This is a genomic window from Sphaerochaeta pleomorpha str. Grapes, from assembly GCF_000236685.1.
Lineage (GTDB): Bacteria > Spirochaetota > Spirochaetia > Sphaerochaetales > Sphaerochaetaceae > Sphaerochaeta > Sphaerochaeta pleomorpha.
In genome coordinates this window covers 2039307-2064919 of sequence record NC_016633.1, presented here as the reverse complement: position 1 = coordinate 2064919, position 25613 = coordinate 2039307, and the positions used below count along the sequence as shown (strand labels likewise).

Here is a 25613-nt window from a genome sequence, read left to right as displayed (position 1 = left end):
TCGGTTTTACCGAAAATAAGTCTTAGAGAATCTTAATTTGGGAGTGTGCTATGAAAAAAACATTGGGTTCCTTGTTTGCCGTCCTGGCAATCCTTCTCGTGCTCACCTCGTGCTCTAACAATACCGCGGATGAGAAAACTACAACAACTGAGACAACAGTCGCAGCCATTGCAGCAACCCCTGCAACAACTACTGTCACCCCTGAATCGACTAAAAAATCGATGCTCCAGACTGTCCGTGACCGAGGGTATATAGTTGTAGGTGTTAACGCATCAAACCCTGGATTCTCTTTCCTCCAGGAAGATGGTACCTATAAGGGATTCGAGGTTGATCTGGCGAAGGCCATTAGTGTTGCAGTTTTTGGAACTCCAGACAAACTGGAATTTCGGCCACTTACCAGCAAAGAGCGGTTTGTTGCACTGCAGAGTGGGGAAATTGATCTGCTGATTCGCACCGCAACTATTAATTTTACCCGTGATAATGAGCTTGGACTGGATTTTACGACTCCGTATTTCTATGATGGCCAGACGTTCATTGTTCGTGGGGACCTGGGAATCGAAACCATGAATGACTTGGAAGGTGCCTCCATTGCTGTTTTGACTGGAAGTACTACCGAGACCAACCTTGCTTCAATCATGGCGAGCAAACAAATTAATTATAAGCCGTTAACGTTTGAGAATCTCGATGAGATGAAGAGTGCTTTTATCAATGGCCGTGTTGATGCCCTTTCCGTCGATAAATCATCTGCAGTGGTTTTCCTGTCACAGTTCGGGGATTCAGGTAATTTCAAGGGTCTTGAAGAGACTATAAGCAAGGAACCGCTTGGTATTGCGGTTCGTGGTGGCGATAGTAACTGGGCAGATATCTGCCAATGGACACTTAATGCACTATGGTTTGGTGATGAACACAATATTACCAGTGCAAACATTGACCAGGTAAAGGCTACTACGACAGATCCTGAAACCAAGAGCTTCCTAGGGACTGGAAAGGATCTTGGACCGATGATGGGCCTTGCTACCGACTGGTCCTATCAGATTATCAAGCAATGTGGCAACTATGGTGAAATCTTTGACCGTGAATTGGGCATTCCCATGCATGTTACCCGCGGTTACAACAAGCCTTGGAACCAAGGTGGATTATTCTACGCCTGTCCGTTCAACTAGAATCTGGTAAGCAAGATTTTTGGGGGTCTCCACCTATGGGGATCCCCTTTTGGGAGGGCTCTCATGAAACGTAAGAAAACCGGGATTCCTATCTGGCAGGATACGCATAAAAGGCAATTCATCTGGCAGTTTCTCTTTGCCTTGATAGCTTTGTATGTCGTTTCTGCCGGCTACGGGAATATTATCGATTCTCTGGCTAGGATAGGAATGGTCCCTTCGTTCAAGTTTCTCAAGATGCCTAGTAATTTCAATCTTGGGGATTCTTTCATTTCTGTGACCAATACGTCCAGCAATAGTATAATGCTGCTTGCTGGGTTTCTTAATACCATCTCCATCTCATTCCTTGCCATTGTTTTTTCAATATTCCTTGGATTGGCGATTGCCTTGTGCAGATTGAGTTCAAACTGGTTGTTGAAGAAGATGGCGACCATCTATATTGAGATAATCAGGAATATTCCCCTGTTGCTCTTATTGCTTCTTTGGTATCGTGCATTTTTTCTCAGGATGCCTGGCATTCGGGAAGGGGTTATATGGGGCAGTAGCCTCCTAGCTGACGGAAGCCAACAGGTTCTCCTCTCTCTTTCCAATCGTGGTTTTTCCGTTGCCTGGTTGGTTCCTACAGCATATTTCAAGACGTACCGCTGGTTTGTTTTAGCAGGGCTGGTCCTTGCTGTTTTACTTTGCAGTTTCTTGGTTTGGAAGCAACAAAGGACAGGGAAAAAGCAAGCCATCCTGTTTTATCCCATTCTGTTATTTTTGGGTTTTGCTTTCATTTCCTATCATTTGCTACCCCAAAAAGCTTTTTATCTGGATATTCCCGTTATGAAACGATTTAACCTTGAAGGAGGTTTGCATATAACTGCGGAATGGTTCAGCCTGTTTTCCGGACTTGTTCTCTATACTTCTGCTTTTGTCGCTGAAATCTTCCGCTCCGGGCTTCAGGGTGTTTCAAAAGGTCAGGTGGAAGCCGCAAGGGCTTTGGGCTTGAGCCATTACCAAACGTTACGTCTGGTAGTCATTCCCCAGGCAAAGGTAGTTGTCATACCGCCACTTACTAGCCAGTGCCTTGGGGTTGCCAAGAATACCTCCCTTGGAGTTGCCATTGGTTTTCCTGATTTGTTTTCTATCACAGGAACCATGATCAACCAGACAGGCAGGGCTATGGAAATGATTCTGATTGCCATGGCTATCTATTTGGGGTTGAGTCTTTTAACGAGTTATATCATGAACATATACAACAAACACATTCTGATCAAAGAACGGTAAGGAAGATGATATGAAAACCCCTGTAAGATTTGATCCCTTTAAAACTGAAATTGAATTGAAACATCCCCTGTTATTCTGGATCCATCAGAATCTTTTTTCTTCCCCCTTAAATGTTCTATTGACCTTTTTTTCCGGTTATTTGCTCTACACAATGGCCACGAAGGTAGTAATACCTCTTTTTGGCTGGGATTGGTCGGTAGTCAGGGCAAACCTGAAATTTATCCTCACAGGCAGTTACCCTGTTAGCCAACTATGGCGCCCCTGGGTATGTCTCTGCTACAGCGCCCTTCTTGCCGGGCTTACTTTTCGTATTTCGACAAAACCTGAGAGCAAGGGGCCTGCTTCCCTGTATATCGTAGCATTTGCTTTTGTGCTCCTTTCTTTTGGTAATTTTTCCACGATGGCAAAGACTTTTCTGGCAATCATTCCATTCTTGTTGGTTTTGTCGTTTTTCTTTTCCAAATGGATTTCCCAGCAGAAGGTGGTTTTCATTGCCATCATCTCATGGATAGTCTTATTACCTTTTTGTTTTATCTTGATCAGGGGGTTTGGAGGTATCCTAACGTATGTGAAAACCTCCTTTTGGGGTGGTTTGTTGCTTTCCCTGTTGATCAGCCTCACCTGTATTTTCCTGTCCGTTCCCATAGGTTTGTTGCTTGCCTTGGGCAGGAGAAGCAAAATGCGTGTGGTTCAAAGTATCTGTATTTTCATAATAGAGGTAACACGGGGAGTTCCCCTGATTACCATTTTGTTTATTGGATATCTGATTCTCCCTATGGCGCTCCCTGCCAGCATGACTCCCTCTGTTTTTATCAGGGCGCTGACCGGTATCGTAATGTTTCACAGTGCTTATATGGCAGAATCATTCCGTGGGGGGTTGCAAGGGATTAGCAGGACGCAATATGAAGCGGCTACAAGCCTGAACCTATCACCCTCAAAATCTATGCTTCTTGTGATACTCCCCCAAGTGCTGAAACGTATGATCCCTGTTCTCGTAAATGAGTTTACTGCAGCTTTAAAGGATACGAGTCTGGTAAGCATCATTGGGATGTTGGATATCATCGGGGTCTCGACTTCCATCGTAAGCAACCCAAAGTATCTCACTGGAAGCTCCCAAGTTCTTTTCTTCGAGGGTGCCATCTATTTTTTACTTTGCTACAGTATTTCGAAAACAAGTCGAGTCATTGAAAATAAGCTTGGAATTAAAAGTAAGGTAGGCCAATAATGCTAGATAACAACGAAAAAAAACCTTTGATTATATTTGAGGATGTCCACAAGTGGTATACCCCTGAGTTCGAAGTTCTCAAGGGAATAGACTATACCATCCACAAAGGCGAAGTGAACGTTATAATCGGGCCTTCAGGAAGTGGTAAGTCGACGTTTATCCGTACAATAAATGCACTGGAAGAATACCAGAAGGGAAAGATTACCGTAGATGGTATTGTCCTGGACCACAATATCAAACACATCAATGCAATACGAAACAAGATAGGAATGGTGTTCCAGCAGTTCAATCTGTTTCCCCATCTATCAGTATTGCATAACGTTACGCTTTCACCTATCTGGACGCTTAAGCAGAGCAAGGAAGAGGCCGAGACCAATGCCCTGGAGCTATTGGAGAGGGTTGGGGTAAAGGATCAGGCGTTGAAATTCCCGAATCAACTTTCTGGAGGTCAACAACAACGGGTTGCAATTGCACGGTCACTTGCCATGAAGCCACAGATTATGTTGTTTGATGAGCCCACCAGTGCCCTTGATCCAGAGATGATCAAGGAAGTACTTGATGTAATGATAGAACTGGCAGATCGAAATATGACACTTCTGGTCGTAACCCACGAGCTAGGCTTTGCAAAGGCCGTGGCAGATACGGTAATCTTCTTTGATGAAGGGAAGATTATAGAGACAGCTAGCCCTGATGTCTTCTTTTCAAATCCAGAGAAAGACAGGACAAAACAGTTTTTGTCACAGATTCTCAATCATTAGGAGGAATCAGAATAAATGAAAGTATTTGCCCATAGGGGTTTTAGTGGGAAATATCCAGAGAACACCCTTCTTGCATTCCAGAAGGCTGAACAAGCAGGTGCCGATGGTATTGAAATGGATGTCCATCTTTCCAAGGATGGACAGTTGATGATCATTCATGATGAACTTTTGGCAAGGACTACCGGGAAAGAAGGGAAAGTCAGTGACTATACTTCTCGGGAACTCTCATCAATAAATGCAGGTAAAACATTTGCAGATAGCTATGGGATCACCCCTATTCCGCGTTTTGAGGAATATTGTGAATTCTTGCAGAGCAATACAATGATTTCCAATGTTGAAATAAAGACGGACAATACCTATTATCCCCGGATTGAGGAAAAGGCCCTTGAGGTAATCAGGCATTATCACCTGGAAGACCGGGTGATTTTCTCATCCTTCAATTGGCTCAGCGTCGCAAGGATCAAGCAACTTGAGAAAGCCATTCCCTGCGGATTGCTCTATGGTGATTCTTCAGTGCGGAATATAGGGGCCTTGGCGAGAACCTTCGGTATTGAGTATTGTCATCCTTCCATTGCCCTTGTTGATGACGAAATGGTGAGGGAATGCAGGGAACAGCAGATAGGATTGAATGTCTGGACAGTCAATACACCGGAACAGATTGAGGCTTTGAGGCATTGGAATGTGGCCGGGGCCATAAGCAACTTCCCTGATATGTGTCTGGATGTATTGAAGCGTTGATTTTTTCATGTACCTGGAGGCACAAAAAAGCGACTGCTACAAAGCCTGAAACAGACAATGCAACAGCCGCTTCTGTCCTAGCAAGGAGCATTTCTACCGGACTACAATATTCACCAGTTTGTCGGGAACAACGATTTCCTTGACAATGGTTTTACCATCCAGCCAGCTGACAATCTTCTCGTTAGCCTTGGCCATTGTAAGCAGTTCGTCTTTTGCCATTCCCTTTTCGATGACTTCCTTTGCCCTTACTTTTCCATTGATCTGGAAAACCATCTCGACTTCACTGTCGATGGTGAGTTTCTCATCATAGGTAGGCCATGCCACATTTGCCAAGGACGGCTCATGCCCTGCCTTTTCCCATAACTCCTCAGCGAGGTGGGGGACATACGGGCTGAGCATCTTGATCAGGGCTTCCCAGACAATCCTTGGAAGGGTTTCGACTTTATAGAGTTCATTCACCAATACCATCATCTGGCTGATACCCGTATTGAAATTCAATGTATCAGTATCATAGGTGACTTTCTTAATGGTTTTGTGCAGGGTCTTGAGCAGTTCGTGAGAGGGGGCTTCTTCACTGATCGGCCTATCCTCGTACAAGCGCCAGATCCTATCCAAAAATCGATAGACTCCGCTGAGACCTGTTGTGGCCCAAGGCTTTGATACTTCAAGGGGACCCATGAACATTTCATACATGCGCATGGAGTCAGCCCCGAATTCAGTAATAATCTCATCGGGATTGATTACGTTTTTTAGGCTCTTGGACATCTTTGCGACAACCCGTTCGAGTTCCTCGCCGGTTTCTTTTTCAATAAAGAGGTCTGGGCCTTTTTCCTCTACCATATCGGTAGGGACCAGGCTTTTGTCTTTCCTCTGGAATGCAAACGAAGTGATCATGCCTTGGTTTACCAATTTCTGGAAAGGTTCCCTTGTTGATACGATTCCAAGGTCAAAGAGGACTTCATGCCAGAACCGGGCATAGAGTAAGTGCAGTACTGCATGCTCAGCACCCCCGACATAGAGGTCTACAGGCATCCAGTAGAGCTCTTTCTCACGGTCAATAAAGCGCTCACTGTTGTGTGGGTCGATGTATCTGAGATAGTACCAGCACGAACCAGCCCACTGGGGCATTGTATTGGTTTCCCTTTTTGCAGGGCCCCCGCATACAGGGCATGTGGTGTTGACCCAGTCGTCAATCTTTGCAAGGGGGCTTTCCCCTGTTCCGCTTGGTTCGTAGGAAGTTACCTCGGGGAGAAGTAGGGGAAGATCCGTTTCCGGAACAGGAACGATTCCGCAATGCTCACAATGTATCAAGGGAATTGGCTCCCCCCAATAGCGCTGACGGCTGAAAATCCAGTCACGGAGTTTGTAGTTGGTCGTTTTTGTTCCGAGTTTGCGTTCTTCAAGCCAAAGAAGCATCTTGTTGATGGCTTCTTCTTTATCCAGACCGTCAAGGAAATCGCTGTTTACATGGATTCCGTCTTCAGTCCAGGCCTGTTGTTGCACATCGACTTCGCCTTTGAGTACTTCTACGATGGGGAGATTGAATTTTTTGGCAAATTCCCAGTCACGAGTATCATGGGCAGGGACTGCCATGATAGCACCTGTCCCATAGCTTATCAAAACATAATCAGCAATCCATATAGGGATTTTCTTGCCGTTTACCGGGTTGATGGCATAGCTACCGGAGAAGACCCCGGTCTTGTCTTTTGCAAGGTCGGTCCTTTCCAGATCGCTTTTATGTGCTGAGGAGACAATATAGGCCTCCACCGCTGCTTTGTTTTCGCTTGTGGTGAGTGTTGCCACCAAGGGATGCTCAGGGGATACAACCATGTAGGTTGCACCGAAGAGGGTATCGCAGCGAGTGGTATAGACTTCCAGCTTTTCCTCTGATTTTTCCAGTTTGAAAAACACCGAGGCGCCTTCACTGCGTCCGATCCAGTTGCGCTGCATACTCTTTACCGATTCCGGCCAGTCGAGGGTGTCGAGATCGGCAAGCAACTTGTCTGCATAATCGGTAATTTTGAGAACCCACTGGCGGATGTTCTTGCGTACTACGCGCGTTCCGCAGCGTTCGCATTTTCCATCCTTGACCTCTTCATTGGCCAAACCGGTCAGACACTGGGGACACCAGTTGATCGGAGTCTGGGATTCGTAGGCCAGCCCTTTGTTGAAAAGCTGAAGGAATATCCATTGGGTCCATCGATAGTATTCACTTGAATGGGTAGAAATCTCCCTGTTCCAGTCATAACAAAAACCTAGGCTTTTAATCTGTTTGCGGAAATTTTCAATATTCTTTTCCGTAGTTGCCTTGGGGTGGGTCCCTGTCTTGATGGCATAGTTCTCTGCTGGTAGCCCGAAAGAGTCGAAGCCCATCGGATGCAGGACATTGTATCCGTTCATCCTTAGATACCGGCAGTATATGTCTGTGGCGGTATACCCTTCAGGGTGTCCTACATGCAAGCCAGCTCCGGAGGGATAGGGAAACATGTCCAGGACATATTTTCGTTTCTCAGGGGGGACGGAGATGTCTTCAGTTACTGCAAAAGTCTGGTTTTCTTCCCAGTACTTCTGCCACTTGGTTTCTATTTCATGGAAAGGATATTTGCTCATGAGAGCAATCATACATTTGCATCAATTTTCCGTCAACGTCAACCGCTCTTTATGCGAGCAACAAAACGGTTTCTACAGTGTTCCGTCGTCTACCGTCGGGGAAAACTCAACCTCTTCCATCCTGTTTCCCTTCATGGTTATGATCCTGAAGGTTCCTAACGGCGATTGTAAAATATCGCCTTCCTGGGGAATGTCTCCGGTGAGATCCATCAGATACGACGCGACGGTACTTGTTTTTCCGTTGGGGGCATAATGGAGCGAAAGTTCATCGATAAGCTGCATAAAGGGAGTGTCGGCCATGACCCTATAGGTCCCAGGAGTCTGCTCACTCTCGACAATCCTTTCAGGGAACCTGCTTTCATGTTCGTCATACAGCTCCCCGAACAGTTGTTCTGCGACATCTTCCATGGTAACTACCCCACTGAATCCGCCATATTCATCCAATACGATTGCCTGCTGGAGTTTGTCTCTCTTGAAAAGGAAAAACACATCATCAAGATGCATCTGTTCTGGGACAAATGCGGGTTTTCTCGCAATTGTTATAACACGCTCGTCGAGGTTTCCTTCAATCTGTGCCCTGAGAATATCCCGTATCAAAAGGATACCGGTGATATCCTCGCTATTGCCATGATAGATTGGGGTACGCGAAAAGCCGCTTTCCACGATTAGCGGAAAGGCCTGCCTTATGCTCATTTCGTCGTTGATGCAGAATACATCGGTCCTATGGGTCATGATTGTTTTGACCTGCATCGCGCTGAAATGGATGGCCCTTTGCATGAGCCCTGATTCATATTCATCGACAACCCCGAAATCCTCTGCCGCATCGACCATATGCATTACGCCTTCGGCAGTAATCCTAGGTTCTGTATTTTTTGCAAAGAGGTGAGTGATTCCCTTGGATAAAATTCTCAGCAGCCATATGACAGGAAAAAGGGCCAGGGTGAGAAATCTGATGGGATAGGCCATGAAGGTCGCAATTTTCATGTTATGGTTCAAGGCAATCTGTTTTGGAGTGATTTCCCCGAATATAAGGATAACGAGGGTCAAAAGGCCTGTTGCATACCCTACCGTATTATTCCCGAACACCCTTAATGCGTAAGTGGTTACCAGCGAGGATACGCTGATATTTACCACATTGTTCCCCACGAGGACTGTGGTAATGAGAACATCGCTTTTCTGGCATAGTTTGTAGGCCATTCTCGCGCTACGGCTTCTTTTGTTTTCCAGGGTTTTCTGTTGAATATAGGAAAGCGAGGTGAATGCGGTTTCTGTGGCAGAAAAGACTGCAGACAAAACCAACAAAATACATATTGCTATCAATTGTGTGTTCATTTGCACACCATTGCCGCAGGTAAACTGGCGGGGAGTTCTCTCGAACCCCCTATTCTAGGTAACGGGTCATCCATAATGCTGTATTATAGCAATACAAAGAGCGAAACGGCAAGTAGTAAAGCCAAAGAGCTTGTCTTGGTTGCAGGCCCGCCGAAATGAAGCCTCCGGGCATTGAACCCACAGAACGGGTAGAAGAAAAACAACGTATCGAGAGCAAGCAAAGTGAGAGGATACCGTAAGGCAAAACTATCTGCAAAAAACAGACACCCGATCCCAATGGCCAGCTGGGAAGTACGAGCTAGCATAGTAAGTTTAGGTTGCATGGTTTTCGTATCCCAGTCATTTCCCTCGATATACAGGTTCCCCGGTACAGGAAAGGGAAAACCAATCAGGAAAGAGGATAGAAAGGCTGTTATCCAAGCGGTGTCCCATCCCTTGTAAACCAGGTCTATCTTTTGGATTTTCGCACTTAATTCCATTGCCAGGGTTCTGATTATCAGAAACAGAGGGGGGACAAGGAGGAGTACAACGGGAAGTCCTCCCACCAGTGGCCCATTGAAACCTTCGGTAAGTCCACTTGCCCACTGGGGATTCCCTGTAAACATTCCAACCAGATGTAAGAGATTCCATCCTTTGAGACAAACTACCCATAGGACTGTATTGCCAAGCAGGGTCAGGGCAAAGGCTTTTGCAGGGGTTTGTTCCGAGAGTGTTTCACTGGGATCTGCAAGGCAGTAATGATAGAGGAAATAACCCATGTCAAAGAAACGCGAGGCATGTCTGTAGACTTTCAGGATGCCAAAACGAAACAGCTGTACCTGCTCTTTCAACGATAGGATGGAGAACCCTTGTCTGACGAGCTGTTTGAAGGATGAGGGGTTGTCACCCTCAACGCAGGCACACACATCGGTGCAACCCTGTTCCTTGAGGAAGGGAAGTGCCTGCTCGATCAGTTTCCCTGCAAGGCCGTTTCCCCTATGACTGCTAGCTGTGTAGAGCCAACCTATATATCCCATCTTTGTATTTTTGTTTACAGGGTAGATATCAAGGTTTATTCCGGCAACAAGCTGGCCATCGTATTCTGCAACGAGCGTCGATGCTGGATGGATATAGAAGATTTTTTCCATGCTTGGTTCGAAAGTAGCTCTCATGAGAGCTAAAAGCTCAGGTTCCTCTCCGTCTTGAAGAAGGCGAATTGTATAGGTAGTTTCTTGCATCGGTTTTACAGTTCCCTATTCCTTTTTGCCGCTAAAATCCATGATGAGTTCCTCCTGGGTCGTGAGAAGGGTAAACCCTGTTTTTGTGAGGAATCGGTTCAATGGAGTGTACGCTGCATCGATGTTGATGTACTTCAAGGTTTTGGTTTGGGACAATGTTTGGGCATATTTGATAGCCTCATTCGCTATTCCTTTGTTTCTAAAGCTAGGGTATATGAATAATTGGGCTATCGAACCAGTTTTTTTGGAGAAACAAAGATAGCCAGCCTTTTCCCCTTGTGATTGAATTGACCAAACTCCGATCAGTCCTGCCCGTACCGAATCGTTGCTGTTTTGCCAGCTTGGGCTGCAATCCGTCTTCTTTTCGAGCAGGGATGGGTTTTCAAGTGAAAGGGTAACAGAACCATCTGGGGGCCCTAGCTTCTGGGTAAGTGAATAGCAATTGAATTTTCGCAGCAAGAGGAAGCCTTTTTTCATATAGAGCTCTTTTGCCCGTGTGTTCTCGCTAAGGACTTCCAAAATCCAGGAATCGATATAGTTTTGATGCAATGATTCAAGGGTTTTTTCTATGAGCAGGTGGGAATATCCCTTACCTCGGAAAGCGGGGATAATTGCTGTCCCACAGTCATAGGCTTGGTTGTCCCTGATTCCGTTTAGCACGAATCCGATAAGTTTTGCATCGTCAAAGAGACCAGTCGAGGCGTTTGGTTCGTACCCGTTGCGCGTGAGGTTCTCGTTGAGTTGCTGTTCACTCATCTGCTGCGAGAAATGGTAATCGCCAAAGGCTGCGTTGAAGGCCTCGGTGAGGACTTTGAGGGAAACTCCCTCGAGATTTGCCGTTACCACCATTTTTTCTTTTTAAACCAGAAAATCATCCAGATAGAGAGCACTATGCAAAAACCTATGACAAAGGAGAATCCCCAGGCTGTTTTTGTTATATAGGGCATATGGATGAAGTTCATCCCATACATACCGGTAATAAAGGTAATCGGTATGAATATGGTCGATATGATTGTAAGCACTTTCATAATCCTATTCATTTTCATATCCAAGCTAGAGATATAGACTTCCATGAGTCCTTGGCTGGTATCCCTCAGTGTCTCACATTCCTCGGAGAGCCAAAGCACATGGTCAAATGTATCCCGGAAGAAGGGAACGGAAGATGCACTGACAAAAGGCGTTTCCCCTTTTGACAGGGTGTTGAAAAGCTCCTTAAGAGGCATGGAAATTCTCCTGAGGTGGAGAATGGCCCTTTTGTGCCTGTGAATCATGGAAGCCGTCACTTTTTCAGCTTGGTTTACTACCAGTTCTTCCAAGGCTTCGGTTTGCATATCCAGTTCATCTGCCCTGACCAAATATTGGTCTGCTATCCTGTCTGTGAGCGCATGGACAAGCCTGTCTGGTGTACTGCTTCTCAGTCGGTTGTCTTCACTACCCAGTTGCTTTATGACAGGGTTTAATACATCGCTTGTATGTTCGCTTATCGAAACAAGCCAGTCCTTGCCTACAAAGAAACTTATTTGCTCTTCTGTTTTGTCCGGAGTGTCGAGGATCCTCATGGTAATGAAGAAATAGGTACTGGCAAATTCGATTTTCGGCCGCTGGTCGGTAGAGAGGGCATCTTCAAGGCTAAGGTTGGAGATATTATACCGTTTGCCAATCTCTGCAATGGTCCTGATATCGGATAGTCCTGATATCTGGACCCAGGTTCGTTTTCCCTCAACCGGTTCTTCCATGCCCTTGCTGCATATATAGTCGTTTTCATTGAAGAAATGGGTTACGACGACAGTTTCTTCGCTTTCCGTATCTCCTACATACACAAGGGTTCCCGGGCTCAATCCTTCTTTCTGTTTATGGACCGAGGTAAATTTTTTCCATTCTGGCATCTCACCATACCCCCTGTATTGATAGAATCCCTAGGATTAAAAGCAGCTGTGCCAACGTATAGGTTCCCATTACTGCAGTCGGACTATAGGTTTTTTCCCCAATGGTGTCCTTTGCTATGAAATAATCGGAAAAAGAAAAGGCAATGGCTCCAAGGGTACAAAAAAGTGAACCGCTTCCTGCGCTCAAGGCAATGAGTACTGCAAGTATGGTAGCATAAATTCCCAGACACACGCCATAGGGAGGTACTTGGAGGCTCTTGATGATACGAAACAAGGGATAGAGTAAAAACAGTGCAGCCACCAAGAGGTAGACGCCGCTTTTGTAGTGTAGGGCCAGATAGGTACCATAACAGATATGACCAAGGAAAAAACTGCCCATTCCTGCAAAAAAGAGTTTCCCCTTGTGGTTGTTGAGCAAGAAGGCATCGCCTATGGTTCCTAAAAGAAGGGCAAGCGTTACCAAAAGGGTTGAAATTCCACCCTCTGTCTGGAGGGAAAGGAAATAGGCGAGCAGGGCTGGCATGAGCAATAGTTTGGTAGTATGGGATAATCTAGGCAATCCTTCGCTCAGGAATGTCAAATGGAGGGTGCACAGGATGAGATAGATACACAGTAGATTATTCATGTTCATAGCTTACAGTACGTATTATTTGAAGACAATATCTCTTTTCGATGCTTTTGCCTTTGTAGGGTAAATCTGTTATAATCGTGTGCTATGGCACAATCTACCTACGACGAATCAAAAATCCAAACCCTAAGTGCGTTGGAACATATTCGAAAACGTCCTGGCATGTATATCGGCCGTTTAGGCAACGGTACCCATGTCGATGACGGCATATATATTCTCCTCAAGGAAGTCATCGACAACAGTGTCGACGAATTTATCATGGGGTTTGGAAGCAAGGTCTTTGTAAAAGTCAAAGACAATACAGTTACTGTTCGAGACTATGGAAGAGGCATCCCCCTTGGAAAAGTCGTCGACTGTGTATCGATTATCAACACTGGGGCAAAATACAGCGATGATGTGTTCCAGTTTTCCGTTGGCCTCAACGGGGTAGGGACGAAAGCGGTAAATGCACTTTCCTCTTCCTTTACCGTTACGGCTTATCGGGAAGGAAAATTTTCCTCGGCTTCCTTTAGCAAAGGTTTCTTGGTAAGCCAAGATACGGGGACATGTCCTGAACCCGATGGAACCATGGTAAGTTTTGTCCCTGACAAGGAGTTGTTCGGTGACTATGCCTTCAATGAGGATTTTATCATTTCCCGGATATGGGGGTATGCATACCTGAATACGGGGCTTTCCATCGATTTCAATAACAAAGTGTATAAATCAGCCCATGGTTTGCTTGATTTACTCGACAAGGAAGTGGGGAGTGAATCGCTGTATACGATTATCCACAGCCGCTCAAAGCAGATTGAGTTTGCCTTTACCCATCTTCCCGGTTCCTATGGGGAAAACTATTTTTCGTACGTGAATGGGCAGCATACCAATGATGGGGGGACTCATCAGAGTGCTTTCAAAGAAGGTATACTCAAGGGGATAAACGAGTATTTCAAGAAAAACTGGGCTCCCCAGGATGTACGCGATGGAATAGTGGGGGCCATTGCCATCAAGGTAAAGGATCCCGTCTTCGAATCGCAGACAAAAAACAAGCTGAGTAATACCGAGATACGGTCCTGGATAGTAAGTGAGGTCAAGGATGCGATCATTGATTTCTTATTGAAGAATCCTGAGGACGCCAACAAACTCAACCAGAAAGTCATCAATAATGAGACGCTTCGCAAAGAGCTCAACGAAGTGAAAAAAGGGGCAAGGGAATCGGCAAAGAAAGTATCTCTGAACATTCCTAAGCTCAAGGATTGCAAATACCATCTCGGACAGAGTACCTCCCATCAGGATGAATGCGAACGTTCGGTAATCTTTCTCACCGAAGGGGACTCTGCCTCTGGAACCATAACGAAAACCCGTGATGTCATGACGCAGGCGGTGTTCAGCCTGAGAGGCAAGATTCTCAACGTATTTGGTAAGAAACGGACTGAAATCTACAAGAATGCCGAGCTGTATAACATGATGGTTGCCTTAGGGATCGAGAATGGGGTCGAGGGGCTCCGCTATGGGAAAGTTATCATTGCAACCGATGCCGATAACGACGGATTTCATATCCGTAACCTATTGATGACCTATTTTTTAACCTATTTCGAGGACCTTGTCCTTGCCGGCCGGTTGTATATCCTCGAGACCCCATTATTCAGGGTGCGGAATAAGCAACAGACAGTGTATTGCTATTCGGAAAAGCAACGCGACAATGCGATTGCACAGATCCGTAACAGCGAGGTGACCAGGTTCAAGGGCCTCGGAGAGATCGACCCCAAGGAGTTCGGTCAGTTCATAGGCGAAGAAATCCGACTTGTCCCGGTATCTATCCCTGGAATGAACGAAATGCACAAGACCCTTGAGTTCTACATGGGCAACAATACACCCCAGCGGAGAGACTTTATCATGGAGAACTTAATCTGATGGCACAGGCACAATCGGTTTTCAAACAAAATTTTCTTGAATATGCTTCCTATGTTATCAAAGAAAGGGCAATACCTGACTTGATGGACGGCTTCAAACCTGTCCAGCGGAGAATCATACATTCCCTGTTTGAGATGGATGATGGAAAATTCCACAAGGTAGCCAACGTAGTGGGGTGGTCCATGCGTTATCATCCCCATGGCGATGCTTCAATCTATGAGGCTTTGGTAAACCTTGCCAACTGTGATTTGTTCATCGAACGACAGGGAAACTTCGGAAACTTCATGACCGGGGACAGTGCCGCTGCCGCCAGGTATATCGAATGTCGTCTCTTGCCTTTTGCGAAGAAAGTTCTCTATAACCCCGAACTGACTGAGTTTGTCGATTCTTATGACGGAAGAAACAAGGAACCGGTTTTTTTCCCGGCAAAGATTCCTGTAGTCCTTATCCAGGGCGTTACCGGTATTGCCGTAGGGATGAGTACCATTCTTCTTCCCCATAATGCGCTTGAGGTTCTCGATGCCATGGCTGCATGTCTGAAAGGCGAAAGTTTTATCCTGTATCCCGATTTTCCCGGGGGTGGTATCGTCGATGTGAAAGATTACCAGAATGGCAGGGGTACTGTATCGATCAGGGCAAAGCTGAACACTTCCGACCCGAAGAAGATCATTATCGAGGAACTGCCCTATGGGACTACCAGTGAGATGATGATCCATTCAGTTGAGGATGCGGCAAAGAAAGGCAAGTTGAAGATCAGTTCGATCAACGACTATACATCTGACAGGGTCAATATCGAGATTAATCTTGCACGCAATACGTATGCAGAGGATATTATCGATGCCCTCTATGCCTATACGGTCTGCGAGACGAAAATCTCGGTAAACCCTCTGGTAATCCGCGACAATCTCCCGACGATCATGGGAATATCAGAAATCCTCGAGTTCCATTCCCATCATCTGATTGAAGTATTGAAAGCTGAGCTTGAACTGGAAAAAGGACACCTTATCGACAGGCTCCATGCTCGGACATTGGAACGCATTTTCATAGAAGAACGGATTTATAAGCGGATTGAACAGAAAAAGAGTGCCGACGAAGTCAATAAAGCTGTCGTCTCTGGGTTCAAACCTTTCTCCGAACAGCTTTTCAGGCCTATCGATGACGAGGATGTCGAGCGGTTGCTCAAAATTCCCATACGGCGGATAAGCTTATTCGATATTGAGAAAAACCGTGAGGAAATCGAGGGTATAAACAGCCAGTTACACGAAATCGAGAAAAAACTCGCCAATCTTGTCGCGTATGCCTTGGATTATATCCAGGAACTCAAGAAAATGCTGGGAACCGAACTCCATAAAAGGAAAACCAAGGTAAACAGTTTCGAGACTATCGCCATCAAGGAAGTTGCCGAACGGAACCTTTCGGTCAAATATGACCCTTCAAACGGATATCTGGGATATGGGGTTAAGACGGGAAGCCAGATGCTGGAAGTCAGTACATTCGACCGGGTACTGGTTATCCGTAAAGATGGAACCTACCAGGTCATTGATGCCCCGGAGAAAGAATTTGTAGGAAAAGGCTTGCTGTTTTGCGGCTATGCTGACAAAAGTGAGCTTGCAAAAGTTACCTTTACGCTACTCTACCAGGAAAAAACCTATAAATATCTCTTTTTGAAGCGATGCCAGATAAGTTCCTATACGCTGAAGAAGGTATATCCGTTGGTTCCCGAGGGAAACTACAAGCTGGTCAAGCTCTCTACGCTTCCGAATGCAGAGCTGACAGTTACCTACAAACCAAAGCCCGGGTTGAGGATCCTTGAAGAGAAATTCTACTTTTCCGATTACCTGACCAAGGGTGTCAAAGCCAATGGGGTCCGAATCGTTGTCAAGGATATTGCCACGATCCGCCTCAGGGGAGTGAAGGAAATTGTGCATGAGAATAAGAGCGAACCGACGTTGTTCGATGAGGAGAAAGAATAATGGGCATACAAGAGAGGATTCTCTTTGAGGACAATCACCTGCTGGTTTTGAATAAACTTTGCGGAGAGTTGGTCCAAGGGGATGCTACAGGAGACCAGACCCTTGCTGACAAAGCCAAGCAATACCTGAGGGATACCTATCACAAGGAAGGGAATGTCTATCTGGGGATTCCTCATCGCCTTGACCGTCCAACCAGCGGTATTGTCGTATATGCAAAGACAGAAAAGGCCCTTGTCCGGCTCAATGAAATGTTCAAAGGTAGTGCAGTTAAGAAAATCTACTGGGCTATAGTCGATAAGGTTCCCCCACAGGATGAAGGGACACTTGTCCATTATCTCATACGGGACCCCAAGCCGAACAAGAGCATTGCCACTCCCGTCGAAAGGAAAGGTAGTAAGCTTGCAAAGCTGGACTACCGGTTGATTGCTTCTTCCAAGACCTATTTCCTTTTGGAAATCCAATTGCATACAGGGCGCCACCATCAGATAAGGGCGCAGTTGGCAGCAATTGGCCTGCATATCAAGGGTGACTTGAAATATGGGGCATCGAGAAGCAATCCTGACGGGGGAATCTGCCTGCATGCAAGAAAGATTTCTTTTTTACATCCGGTGAAGAAAACAGAAGTAGAGATTGTTGCCGACCCGCAGCATGACAACCTTTGGGATGCTTTTTTGCAGCAGGTCGAGCGTTAGGCTGTTATAGGCAGAGCACCCCTTCTCCTTTGAAGCCGTTTACCTTGATGGTAAGCGGCTTTTCTGTCCGTATATGGAGGAAATGGTTGGTTTGTTCGAAAACCGGATAATCCTTGAGTTTTTCGAAATCCAGTTTCCCTGCCTTGTAAGAAGGGTTTACTGTCATGTAGATGCAACCCAGGGAGGTCATATTCTGAAAGAAATGGGTCCCTTGGCTCGGTTCTACCTGAAACCCCGGGAATCCTGTCTCGACGATTACCCTGGAGCGGGAAATCTGCGACCACGATACGGGGATTCCCAGCCAAGGGTCGCAGGAACCGAGCCTCCCTGCCACGATGAGGGCGTAGTCTTTCTCCTCGAGTACCATGTTTGCATTGAGCATATCCAGTTCCAAAGCCATTGCATGCATTTTTGCGGGGTCAAAGGTTTCCTGTTTAATATAAATCAGGTCTTTTATATCGGTAATCTTTCCGTTCCCCATGATGACATTTGAATATACAATTGATTCTTTTCTTTCCATATCGGAAATCTGTACATCGTTTTCTTCGTTTCCCTGTGCAATCGGGCGGATCTGCAGGAGGCTGAACTCAGGTTTTTTGGGAGCTTTTCTGTTTAGATTGACAGCAAACTCAATCTCGATAGGAGTGCTCATTGCATGGGTTCCCAGCTCCAGGATGTCTTTTACGATAGAGGCAAGGGGGAATGCATCATATTTGAGGATGCCATTGAACGTAATGACCTTGTGGCCCACACTTCTGATGCTCTCTGTAAGCGAACCTGTTTCCCTGTCATAGGTGCTTGCGATATACCGAAGTGACTCAGGGTGTTTCTCGGCTTCTTCCAGATCCAAGAGTTCAAGGTTTTCCGGACCGTCTTTTTCCAGCGGGTGGTATCCGGTGTTCAGATTCAATGCGTAGAAATTGTTCTGCGCGCTGGACTGGGTGCCCCCAAGGAACTGAACCGGTCGTTTTGGATGGGTTGGGGAGAACCGGAAGACCGAGCCATTGTCGACAACGGATTTTCCAAAGCCGAAGGAGAGCATTCCAACCCCGTCCTCGGGTTTTTCTCCTCCGATCGGATAATAGTTCAAGGATCGGGCAACCCCACTGATGTTGGGATACCAGTAGGACCCATGTTCGCTCCCGATTACCTGCTGGATGACAACCGCCATTTTCTCGTCTTCCATCATATGGTCGGTTGCTTTCAGGTATTCCTTGGCCCTGCGGAAAAAGGTCGAGGCCCAGACACACCGGATTGCATCGCAAAGCTCGTCCAGGCGTTGCTTATCATTCCCGCAATTAGGAATCATGCAGGTTTCGTATACTCCGGCAAACGGCTGGAAGTGGGAGTCTTCGAGTAATGAGGAGGACCTCACTGAGATTGGCTGACGGATTACCTGTATGATTTCGCTCAGGTTGAGAACCAATTCCGAGGACAAGGGCTTTGACAGAAATATTTTCAGAAGGTTATTGTCAGGCATTTCGCTGGAAATGATATCAGTCAAGGCATTGTCTTCGAGGAACTGGGAGAATTGGTCTGTGGTGACAACGACTGTTCTGGGAATGGACAGGTAAATGTTTGGATATTTGTCCAAAATCCCACTGGAACGAAGTTCCATGTCAATGAAGGCCAGTCCTCTTCCTTTGCCCCCAAGCGAACCGCTTCCTATGCGACTGAAAAACAAGGTTTCGTCATAGTTGTTTCTGCTGAACTGGGCAATGACTCCCTTTGTCCGTTCTGTGCGGTAACTGCGGATGATTTCTATCAACTGCTGCTGTACTTCTCCAGAATCACCTTTTTCAGGGATTTGGAGACCTTTGATCTTTGAAGCGAGGACATAGAGGCTTTGGGCCCGGAGCCAGCGGGAAAATTCGTTTCTCCTGCAATGGAAAGCAAAACTGTCAGGAGGTATTGAGGGAAGCATCCTTTGCAGGTCACGCATCGTCTCTGCCCGTGCCAGCTCTTTGAACGTGGTTGGGTCCCGGAAAATGAAGGGGCCGAAACCAAACTGGATGTTCATGAATTTATTCAACTCGGCAAGGAGGGTTGGACTAAGTTTCCAGATAAAGCTTACCCCAAGATTTTCACATTCCTCCCGAAGGGTAAGGTCAGTGCTTTGGATAAGTATGGGTATCTCCGGGTTGTCGAAAAAAATCGTCCTCGAAAGCTCCAGGCCTGCCTCGGTATCTTGCTTCCCTTCACGGGAATAGGACATGTCGGTTATGACTCCCAGTATATTGTGTTTGTACTTTGTGTAGAGACCAATGGCTTCCTCATAGGTCCTTGCAAGCACGATTTTTGGTCTACCTCTCATTCTCAGGGTTTTCCCCCAATTATTCAGGGCTTCAAGGATACTTGAACGGTTTTGCTGGATAAGGCAGGTATACATCAAAGGGAGATAGGAGGAATAGAAACGGATAGAGTCTTCAACGAGGATGATTACCTGGACATCTGCCTCTTGTGTATCGTGCTCGACATTCATACTGTCTTCCACCAGCTTGATCATTGCCAAAAATATCGTAGGGTCGCCCTGCCAATAGAAGAAATAGTCAATTGCAGGACATAAGGCTCCTTTGATGGTTTTGTTTCGTCTATGACTTGAGGATGGGGAGAGTACAATGATTGGCATATCACTTTGGATGGCCTTGATATCAAAGGCGAGCTGCTCCACTGGGTCGGAACCTAGATCGAGCATGGTTATGACCAAATCGAATTTTCGTTCCTTCAGGAGTTGGAGAGCCTCTTCTCCTGTATTCGTATGGGTTATTTTCGGGGGGTTGTTCAACCCCAGCTGGGTGTACTCCAGGTAGAGTTCTTCTTCTACCCGGCCGTCTTCCTCAAGCAAAAAACGATCATAGTCGCTGCATATGAGCAGTACGTTGTAAATATGGCGGAGCATTAAATTGCTGAATGGCAACCAAGTTGGGTCTAACTTATACATATCATGCATTTTATCATGAGCAGGGGGACACTGGGAAGAAAAAAGTAATTCTTCCATTTTTTTGTTTTTTTGTGCATAAAAACAGAAATTTTTAAATTTATTGATACATGCATCAAAAATTGTAGAAAAATATTGCGGTTTCGTTAATGAAAATAAGTTGACAGATTGTTGTTGTGGGTTTACCCTGCCTTCGAAAGAGCAATGACTTTCTTCCGATGAAAAGGAGACAGAACAATATGTATGAGCTTGAGCCCTTGATGGCAGAACTTGAAAGGAAGAACCCCGCACAGCCGGAATTCATCCAGGCAGCCAGGGAAGTACTGGAAAGTGTGATAGAAATGGTAAATGACAACCCTGTCTATGAAAAGAACAGGATCTTGGAACGCATTACCGAACCGGACAGGACCTTTATGTTCCGTGTCGACTGGGAAGACGACTTGGGCAACATCCAGGTTAACCGCGGATACCGTGTGCAGTTTAACAATGCGCTCGGCCCCTACAAGGGCGGCCTGCGGTTCCATGCAAGCGTAACCCTCGGCGGACTGAAATTCCTTGGGTTCGAACAGACTTTGAAGAATAGTCTCACGACCCTCCCCATGGGTGGCGGCAAGGGCGGAAGCGATTTCAACCCCCGTGGCAAGAGCGATGCGGAGATCATGCGTTTCTGCAGGTCCTTCATGACCGAGCTGCAGAAATATATCGGCCCGAACACGGATGTCCCTGCCGGGGATATCGGCGTCGGTGCCCGTGAGATCGGGTTCCTCTATGGCCAGTACAAGAGGATACGCGATGAGAATACCGGGGTTCTTACCGGCAAGGGCCTCGGTTTCGGCGGTTCCCTGGTGCGCCCGGAGGCTACGGGCTTCGGTACCATGTATTTCGCAAACGAGATGCTCAAGGCCCATGGAGATACCATGGAGGGCAAACGGATTTCTGTCAGCGGCTTCGGCAATGTTGCCTGGGGGGCTGCCATGAAGGCTTCCCAGCTCGGCGCCAAGGTTGTCACCATCAGCGGGCCCGACGGGTACATTTATGATGAAGAAGGTGTTGGGACTGAGGAAAAATGGGCCTACATGACCTATCTGAGATCTTCTAACAACGATGTGGTCGAGCCCTATGCGAAGAGGTTCGGCGCAAAGTTCGTCGCCGGCAAAAAGCCTTGGGAAGTTCCCGTAGATATGGCTTTCCCCTGTGCCATCCAGAACGAGCTTTCCCTCGAGGATGCAAAGAAACTCGTCGCCAATGGGGCCAAGTACATCGTCGAGACTTCCAATATGGGTTGCCAGGCGGATGCCGTTGCCTATTTGCTCGAGCATAAGATTCCCTTTGGCCCGGGCAAGGCGGCAAATGCGGGTGGCGTGGCCGTTTCGGGGCTCGAGATGAGCCAGAATGCGATGCACCTTAGCTGGACTGCTGAGGAAGTCGATGAGAAGCTCCATGCCATCATGGTGAGCATCCATACTGCTTGTGTTGCCGAGGGTACCGAGTCCGATGGCTATATCAACTACGCGAAGGGAGCGAATATCGCTGGCTTCAAGAAAGTTGCCGATGCCATGGTTCAGATGGGTTATTAGTGGTTTTCCCCGTTGGGGTGTGTATCAAGAGAGAGGCATCGTAACCGGTGTCTCTCTTTTCTTTTATCGTAATATCCTTGCAATTTCTTTTTCGAATACAGAGCCCAACTGTTTGGACAAGTGGGTTAGCATGATGAAAAACGATTCATCAGGAAGCAGATCACTTTGACCTACAAGAAAATCCTCCCCATATTGTTCCTCACTCAATGAAAAAAGCGCTATGCCCCAGCCATAGCTCTTTCCAAAACGATCTGTTTTGTATTCGAAATCCATGTTGGTAACGAAGGTTTTCATCTGCAATTTCGTAACTGCCTGGTCAAATCCTGATTTTCCAAACATGTATTTTAGTTCGGAGGATAACAAGGGACCTTTTTGCTGTAATGCATCGAAAATCAATTTCTCCTTGTGTCCAACTCTGCCTTTTTGATAACAAGTCTGAAAATCGTCCCCTCCTCTTCGGTAGTTTGCGAGATACGGATACCATTCACTGCTTACAAAACCAGCCTTTCCGTTGAACAGCTTTGCATAGGCTCGTATTCCTTCTTTGGCAATCTGTTCCTTCCATTCCCAAGGGCCTTCGACACCTTTGACAAACCAGTATTCCCTGGGAGTTGCTTCCTTCAAGGAGAATCCTTCGATTGAGTTTGGGAAAAAGGGAAGAAAACCAAGGGAATCTACTACTTGTGAAAGCTGGGTTACATTGGTTATAGGTTGAATTTTCATTGCTATACTCCTGTTGGAATTCTTTGTTTTTGGGGAGCCTGTTGTCAAGGGCGTGGTCTTGGCAGGAAAAAAAAATTCCACACTAGGGGGTGGGAAGAATTGTGGCTGAGACGCTGGCTCTGCCCTTTTCGAAAGGAGAATATTTTACAATAACTTGCATTCAAGTTTTTCTTCGATGAAATCCTTTCCCCTTGTCCGGATAACAATTTGGGTGGGAAATACAGAGAGTTTTTCTGGCCGTTTTATCGTAAATAAATGGCGATTTTTTAACTGATATCTATATGCTATTAAATCTATATAACACCATATATAGTGTTGTTAAAGTTTTGTATGCGCTACAAATGTTGTAATCTGTATTGCAAAGAAAACCAACCCATGCTATCGTTATACCTACATATAAGCTTGCTTATACGTAGATATACATATGTCGATTACAGGCATAGCAAATAGAGAGGGGTTACATGAAAAATGAACTGAGTCCGTTGGGGCGCAAGATTTTCCTTGACAGATATGCTTTGAAGGACGTCCAGAAAGAAACCCTGGTTGAGGGTGACATTGTCGTCGCTGTAAGCAATACCCAGACCGGTCAGAGAGAAATCGGCGTAGTTACCGGACTTGGAGAAGGTGATTCCATTATTGTTAAACTTGACGATGGGACCATCTTGAATGTCAAAAAAGACGAAGTTGACAAACCTCTTGAAACAGATCCAGCCCAAATGCTTTCCCGTGTCGCAAAGGGGATTGCCTCCCAGGAAAAACCCGAGGAAAGGGAGAAATGGGAGAAAGAGTTCAACTGGTTGCTTGAGGATTGGAAATTTGTCCCCGGGGGTAGAATCCTTACCGGTGCCGGCACCGATCAGAGCTTGACCTATTTTAACTGCTATGTGATTCCTTCCCCGAAGGATAGCCGTGGCGGAATCATTGCTTCCCTTGGTCAGATGACCGAGATCATGAGTCGTGGTGGCGGGGTTGGTATGAACATTTCCTCCCTCAGGCCAAGGCATTGCTACGTAAAGGGTGTAAACGGTAGGTCGAGCGGGTCTGTGAGCTGGGGTGGGCTTTTCAGCTTCGTGACCGGTCTTATCGAGCAGGGTGGTTCCCGTCGGGGGGCCCTGATGCTCATTCTCAATGTCTGGCATCCAGATATCGTTGATTTTATCAACAGTAAGCGTGAGATGGGAAAGATTACCAATGCGAATATCAGCGTTGGCATTACCGATGATTTCATGGAAGCTGTGAAAAACAATGGCGATTGGGAAACCTGTTTCCCCGATACTACGGATCCGGAATACAATGTGGTTTGGAACGGTGACATCAACGCATGGAAGGCTGCAGGCAAGAAAGTGATTCCCTATCAGACCTTGAAAGCCAGGGATATCTGGAATGCGATTATCGAGAGTGCCTGGGCATCAGCTGAACCAGGGGTTTTCTTTATCGACCGGTATAACAAAATGTCCAACTCTTGGTATTACTGCTCAATCCAGAGTACTAATCCCTGCGGGGAACAAGGGCTTCCACCTTGGGGCGTCTGCAATCTTGGTTCGATTAACCTGAGTAAATTCGTCGAGAATAAAAAAGTTTTGTTCGAGGACCTGGGGAGGACTGTCAGGGATGCTGTCCGTTTCCTGGATGATGTAATCGATGATACCCCCTATTTCTTCGAGGAAAACAGAAAGCAGCAACAGTCGGAAAGACGTATCGGTCTTGGAACGATGGGCCTTGCCGATATGTTGATAAAGATGGAACTTGCCTATGGGAGTGAAGACTCTCTGGTGTTCATTGATGAACTCTATAAGTTCATTTGTGAAGAGGCTTACAAAGAAAGCGCGGACTTGGCACAGGAGAAGGGAAGTTTCTCCTATTTTGATGCCGATAAGCTTTTGCAGAGCGGTTTCATGAAACAGATGCCCGAAAAAATCCGCAAGGATGTAAAAAAGAAGGGTCTTCGCAATGTTACGCTCCTTACCCAGGCCCCCACGGGAACCACTGGGACTATGGTAAATACCAGTACCGGTATCGAACCGTACTATTTCTGGGAATGGGAACGGACCGGACGCATGGGCTCCAATATCGAGCGGGTCCAAGTATATGATGAATGGGTGAAGGCCCATCCTGGCCAGAAACGCCCGGACTACTTTGTCTCTGCCATGGATTTGGCTCCTGAAGGGCATGTCAAAGTACAGGCTGCAATTCAGAAATGGGTTGATTCTTCGATTTCCAAGACCGGCAATACCCCCAAAGAGTATACGGTTGAGCAAACTGCGAAGCTCTATGAGCTTCTCTATGATCTGGGATGCAAGGGTGGTACTACGTATCGTGATGGTTCCAGGGATACCCAGGTTTTGACTGCAAGGAAGGAAGAAGAAGAAAAGCCGATAGAGAAGGTCGCCCCTGCAATTTCTTTCTCCGAGCCGAAACCGAGGGTTCGCTCTACGGTTCTCAGAGGGACTACCTATCGTAAGGCGACTCCGATCGGGACTGCCTATATTACGGTCAATTGCGATGGCCCGAATCCTTCCGATTTGTTTGAGGTGTTTATCAATGTAGCGAAGGTTGGCTCCGATGTCGCTGCAGATGCAGAGGGTATCGGTCGTTTGATCAGCCTGATTCTCAGGATGCCTTCCCCTCTTACCCCCGAACAGCGGGCGCAATCGATCATTGCGCAACTCGCAGGGATTGGAAGCGGACGGTCGATGGGCTTTGGAAAAAACAGGGTAATGAGCCTTGCCGATGCCGTGGCACAGGTTTTGCAACAGCATCTTGGTCAAAGCGGAATCCAGAGCACCCATGCCTCGAATCTTCCCGACGAGGAAGATGAGCCTGTGGATGCCGGGCAGCTTGATCTTGGGCTTCCTGCCTCTGTGAACAGTGTGAAACCCGATATTTGCCCGATTTGTGGAAATGTGACGTTCGTCAATATCGAAGGATGCAAGAAATGTTTCTCCTGTGGCCATAGTGAGTGTTGACCAATAGAGCTTGCTTGTTTACCCTTGCGAC

18 protein-coding genes are annotated in these 25613 nt (G+C 46.6%); 10 read left to right on the top strand and 8 right to left on the bottom strand.

The features are described 5' to 3' along the window. Positions 1 to 50: 50 nt before the first annotated feature. The 5 genes from SPIGRAPES_RS09320 to SPIGRAPES_RS09300 all read left to right on the top strand — a co-directional run bounded on the left by SPIGRAPES_RS09320 (position 51) and on the right by SPIGRAPES_RS09300 (position 5150). On the top strand, positions 51 to 1163 hold the full coding sequence (locus tag SPIGRAPES_RS09320; RefSeq protein ID WP_014270513.1) for an amino acid ABC transporter substrate-binding protein: 1113 nt from the start codon (positions 51 to 53) through the stop codon (positions 1161 to 1163). A 63-nt stretch (positions 1164 to 1226) separates the two neighbouring features. After that, on the top strand, positions 1227 to 2429 hold the full coding sequence (locus SPIGRAPES_RS09315; protein WP_014270512.1) for an amino acid ABC transporter permease: 1203 nt from the start codon (positions 1227 to 1229) through the stop codon (positions 2427 to 2429). Positions 2430 to 2439: 10 nt separating this feature from the next. Then, positions 2440 to 3654: an amino acid ABC transporter permease gene (locus tag SPIGRAPES_RS09310; RefSeq protein WP_014270511.1), complete on the top strand. Its 1215-nt coding sequence runs from the start codon at positions 2440 to 2442 to the stop codon at positions 3652 to 3654. After that, entirely contained in the window at positions 3654 to 4412 is a 759-nt protein-coding gene (locus tag SPIGRAPES_RS09305; protein WP_014270510.1) for an amino acid ABC transporter ATP-binding protein, read from the top strand. The genes SPIGRAPES_RS09310 and SPIGRAPES_RS09305 overlap by 1 nt, the downstream gene beginning before the upstream one ends. A gap of 15 nt (positions 4413 to 4427) precedes the next feature. Beyond that, positions 4428 to 5150, top strand: a complete 723-nt coding sequence (locus tag SPIGRAPES_RS09300) for a glycerophosphodiester phosphodiesterase (RefSeq protein ID WP_014270509.1) — start codon at positions 4428 to 4430, stop codon at positions 5148 to 5150. Between the two features lie 93 nt (positions 5151 to 5243). Here SPIGRAPES_RS09300 and leuS read toward each other — a convergent pair whose 3' ends face one another. The 6 genes from leuS to SPIGRAPES_RS16605 form a co-directional block, all read right to left on the bottom strand. Then, positions 5244 to 7760 carry a leucine--tRNA ligase gene (gene leuS, locus SPIGRAPES_RS09295; RefSeq protein ID WP_245535425.1) on the bottom strand — a complete coding sequence of 839 codons (2517 nt, stop codon included), beginning with the start codon at positions 7758 to 7760 and terminating at the stop codon, positions 5244 to 5246. Positions 7761 to 7832: 72 nt separating this feature from the next. Continuing rightward, a complete protein-coding gene (locus tag SPIGRAPES_RS09290) occupies positions 7833 to 9092 on the bottom strand; it encodes a hemolysin family protein (protein WP_014270507.1) in 1260 nt (419 codons plus the stop codon). 83 nt (positions 9093 to 9175) lie between these two features. Further along, complete coding sequence (locus SPIGRAPES_RS09285; protein ID WP_014270506.1) at positions 9176 to 10309, bottom strand: GNAT family N-acetyltransferase; 1134 nt, start codon at positions 10307 to 10309, stop codon at positions 9176 to 9178. Positions 10310 to 10324: 15 nt separating this feature from the next. Beyond that, entirely contained in the window at positions 10325 to 11158 is an 834-nt protein-coding gene (locus SPIGRAPES_RS09280; RefSeq protein ID WP_014270505.1) for a GNAT family N-acetyltransferase, read from the bottom strand. Continuing rightward, entirely contained in the window at positions 11149 to 12195 is a 1047-nt protein-coding gene (corA, locus tag SPIGRAPES_RS09275) for a magnesium/cobalt transporter CorA (RefSeq protein ID WP_014270504.1), read from the bottom strand. Before corA ends, SPIGRAPES_RS09280 begins: the two co-directional genes overlap by 10 nt. Before the next feature lies 1 nt (position 12196). Further along, positions 12197 to 12820 carry a lysoplasmalogenase family protein gene (locus SPIGRAPES_RS16605; protein ID WP_172635088.1) on the bottom strand — a complete coding sequence of 208 codons (624 nt, stop codon included), beginning with the start codon at positions 12818 to 12820 and terminating at the stop codon, positions 12197 to 12199. Between the two features lie 90 nt (positions 12821 to 12910). Between SPIGRAPES_RS16605 and SPIGRAPES_RS09265 the strand changes: the two genes are divergently transcribed. Genes SPIGRAPES_RS09265 through SPIGRAPES_RS09255 form a run of 3 tightly spaced genes read left to right on the top strand, consistent with a single transcriptional unit; the run spans position 12911 to position 17378 of the window. Next, the gene (locus tag SPIGRAPES_RS09265; protein ID WP_014270502.1) at positions 12911 to 14713 is read left to right on the top strand and encodes a DNA topoisomerase IV subunit B; all 1803 of its coding nucleotides are present in this window, start codon (positions 12911 to 12913) and stop codon (positions 14711 to 14713) included. After that, entirely contained in the window at positions 14713 to 16686 is a 1974-nt protein-coding gene (locus SPIGRAPES_RS09260; protein ID WP_014270501.1) for a DNA topoisomerase IV subunit A, read from the top strand. The genes SPIGRAPES_RS09265 and SPIGRAPES_RS09260 overlap by 1 nt, the downstream gene beginning before the upstream one ends. Next, positions 16686 to 17378, top strand: a complete 693-nt coding sequence (locus SPIGRAPES_RS09255; RefSeq protein WP_014270500.1) for an RluA family pseudouridine synthase — start codon at positions 16686 to 16688, stop codon at positions 17376 to 17378. The genes SPIGRAPES_RS09260 and SPIGRAPES_RS09255 overlap by 1 nt, the downstream gene beginning before the upstream one ends. A 4-nt stretch (positions 17379 to 17382) precedes the next feature. Here SPIGRAPES_RS09255 and SPIGRAPES_RS09250 read toward each other — a convergent pair whose 3' ends face one another. Further along, entirely contained in the window at positions 17383 to 20319 is a 2937-nt protein-coding gene (locus SPIGRAPES_RS09250) for a PEP/pyruvate-binding domain-containing protein (protein ID WP_050805808.1), read from the bottom strand. Positions 20320 to 20555: 236 nt separating this feature from the next. Between SPIGRAPES_RS09250 and gdhA the strand changes: the two genes are divergently transcribed. Continuing rightward, positions 20556 to 21893 carry an NADP-specific glutamate dehydrogenase gene (gene gdhA / locus SPIGRAPES_RS09245; RefSeq protein ID WP_014270498.1) on the top strand — a complete coding sequence of 446 codons (1338 nt, stop codon included), beginning with the start codon at positions 20556 to 20558 and terminating at the stop codon, positions 21891 to 21893. Positions 21894 to 21956: 63 nt separating this feature from the next. Here the strand turns inward: gdhA and SPIGRAPES_RS09240 are convergent, their stop codons facing one another. Beyond that, complete coding sequence (locus SPIGRAPES_RS09240; RefSeq protein WP_014270497.1) at positions 21957 to 22616, bottom strand: AlkZ-related protein; 660 nt, start codon at positions 22614 to 22616, stop codon at positions 21957 to 21959. Positions 22617 to 23077: 461 nt separating this feature from the next. Between SPIGRAPES_RS09240 and SPIGRAPES_RS09235 the strand changes: the two genes are divergently transcribed. Further along, a complete protein-coding gene (locus SPIGRAPES_RS09235) occupies positions 23078 to 25582 on the top strand; it encodes an adenosylcobalamin-dependent ribonucleoside-diphosphate reductase (protein WP_014270496.1) in 2505 nt (834 codons plus the stop codon). The last annotated feature ends 31 nt before the right edge of the window (positions 25583 to 25613 follow it).

Excerpts from the sequence above, each read along its gene's own strand:
- SPIGRAPES_RS09300 (WP_014270509.1), top strand. The coding sequence starts at position 4,428 with ATGAAAGTATTTGCCCATAGGGGTTTTAGTGGGAAATATCCAGAGAAC.
- SPIGRAPES_RS09265 (WP_014270502.1), top strand. The coding sequence starts at position 12,911 with ATGGCACAATCTACCTACGACGAATCAAAAATCCAAACCCTAAGTGCG.
- SPIGRAPES_RS09305 (WP_014270510.1), top strand. The coding sequence starts at position 3,654 with ATGCTAGATAACAACGAAAAAAAACCTTTGATTATATTTGAGGATGTC.
- SPIGRAPES_RS09285 (WP_014270506.1), bottom strand. The coding sequence starts at position 10,309 with ATGCAAGAAACTACCTATACAATTCGCCTTCTTCAAGACGGAGAGGAA.
- SPIGRAPES_RS09310 (WP_014270511.1), top strand. The coding sequence starts at position 2,440 with ATGAAAACCCCTGTAAGATTTGATCCCTTTAAAACTGAAATTGAATTG.
- SPIGRAPES_RS09250 (WP_050805808.1), bottom strand. The coding sequence starts at position 20,319 with ATGTATAAGTTAGACCCAACTTGGTTGCCATTCAGCAATTTAATGCTC.
- SPIGRAPES_RS09255 (WP_014270500.1), top strand. The coding sequence starts at position 16,686 with ATGGGCATACAAGAGAGGATTCTCTTTGAGGACAATCACCTGCTGGTT.
- SPIGRAPES_RS09235 (WP_014270496.1), top strand. The coding sequence starts at position 23,078 with ATGAAAAATGAACTGAGTCCGTTGGGGCGCAAGATTTTCCTTGACAGA.
- SPIGRAPES_RS09290 (WP_014270507.1), bottom strand. The coding sequence starts at position 9,092 with ATGAACACACAATTGATAGCAATATGTATTTTGTTGGTTTTGTCTGCA.
- SPIGRAPES_RS09280 (WP_014270505.1), bottom strand. The coding sequence starts at position 11,158 with ATGGTGGTAACGGCAAATCTCGAGGGAGTTTCCCTCAAAGTCCTCACC.
- leuS (WP_245535425.1), bottom strand. The coding sequence starts at position 7,760 with ATGAGCAAATATCCTTTCCATGAAATAGAAACCAAGTGGCAGAAGTAC.
- corA (WP_014270504.1), bottom strand. The coding sequence starts at position 12,195 with ATGCCAGAATGGAAAAAATTTACCTCGGTCCATAAACAGAAAGAAGGA.
- SPIGRAPES_RS09320 (WP_014270513.1), top strand. The coding sequence starts at position 51 with ATGAAAAAAACATTGGGTTCCTTGTTTGCCGTCCTGGCAATCCTTCTC.
- SPIGRAPES_RS09315 (WP_014270512.1), top strand. The coding sequence starts at position 1,227 with ATGAAACGTAAGAAAACCGGGATTCCTATCTGGCAGGATACGCATAAA.
- SPIGRAPES_RS09240 (WP_014270497.1), bottom strand. The coding sequence starts at position 22,616 with ATGAAAATTCAACCTATAACCAATGTAACCCAGCTTTCACAAGTAGTA.
- gdhA (WP_014270498.1), top strand. The coding sequence starts at position 20,556 with ATGTATGAGCTTGAGCCCTTGATGGCAGAACTTGAAAGGAAGAACCCC.
- SPIGRAPES_RS16605 (WP_172635088.1), bottom strand. The coding sequence starts at position 12,820 with ATGAATAATCTACTGTGTATCTATCTCATCCTGTGCACCCTCCATTTG.
- SPIGRAPES_RS09260 (WP_014270501.1), top strand. The coding sequence starts at position 14,713 with ATGGCACAGGCACAATCGGTTTTCAAACAAAATTTTCTTGAATATGCT.